The 1006-nt window shown below is 75.5% G+C and carries 2 pseudogenes; both read right to left on the bottom strand.

Going from position 1 to position 1006, the window contains the following annotated elements:
* A pseudogene (locus tag E7Z54_RS15100) lies at window positions 1-299 on the bottom strand (hypothetical protein); the annotation flags it as partial.
* Window positions 296-1006: pseudogene (locus E7Z54_RS23350) on the bottom strand (hypothetical protein); the annotation flags it as partial. The pseudogenes E7Z54_RS23350 and E7Z54_RS15100, both read right to left, overlap by 4 nt.

Here is a 1006-nt window from a genome sequence, read left to right as displayed (position 1 = left end):
GCCGAGGCCAGAGCCGATGCCTCGGCGACCCGAGCCCGGGGCACGGCGGGCGTGCCGCAGACATCGCAGTAGCCGTCGAGGATCCGGCCGGCGCAGCCCGGCTGCTCGCACGGGTCGCCGTTGCTCGGCATCACCCGGCCGACCGGGACCGACGGGGCCGGTGCGCTCACGGCGGCCCCTCCCCCGGCGGCGTGGGTGGAGTGGCCGCCCTCGCCGGGCATGCCGCACACGTCGCAGTAGCCGTCGACGATGCTGCCCGTGCAGCCGGGCTGCGTGCAGGTCCCCGTCGCAGTGCTCATGGTCGCGTCTCCTTCGCTAGCCAGGTCTGGTACGTCGACACGAGCTGCCGGGCCACCGCCATCGGCGTGGGACGCCGGTCGAGCACGGCGCGCGCGGCCCGCTCGCTTTCCACGAGGTCGGGATGACCCGCCACGCCCACCGCCCGGGCCTTGGCCACGTGTGCGTCGAGGAGCCCGACCAGCTGCTCGTGCTCGGCCAGCGCGTCGGCGTACGCGTGCTGGGCGATCTCGAGTGCCTGGGACACCCGGTCCAGCTTCTTCAGGTACGGCCCGATCGCGTCGGTCGTGACCGGGACCGGTCCGAGCGCCTCGACGTCGGGGACGGCGTAGCGCGGTGCCGGGTCGACGGTCATCACGCAGGTGGCGGCCAGCTTCTCGAGCGCCGTCTCGCGCTGCTCGAGGTCCGCGCGCAGCTCGCGCGCCGAGATGACCTGGCCCCGCGCGTCGCGGCGGCGGGCGTTGCCGACGATCAGGTCCCGCTCGAAGGTGGTCGCCTCGACCTCCAGCGGGCCGAGCAGACCGCCGACGTCGGCACCGCGCTCGGCGCGGGCCGTCACCTCCTGCAGCCGCGCCATCAGCCCGGCGAGCTTGTCGACGGCCGAGTCCCGGGTCAGCGCCGGCTCCAGGCCGACCTGGTCGCGGATCCGCTCCAGCTGCGCGCGCAGCTCGCGGATCCGGGCGGCCGACTTGTCGGCGCCGGGGACCAG

The sequence above is a fragment of the Nocardioides sp. genome (assembly GCF_004803405.1).
GTDB classification, from domain to species: domain Bacteria; phylum Actinomycetota; class Actinomycetes; order Propionibacteriales; family Nocardioidaceae; genus Nocardioides; species Nocardioides vastitatis.
This window is presented reverse-complemented; position numbering and strand designations above follow the sequence as displayed.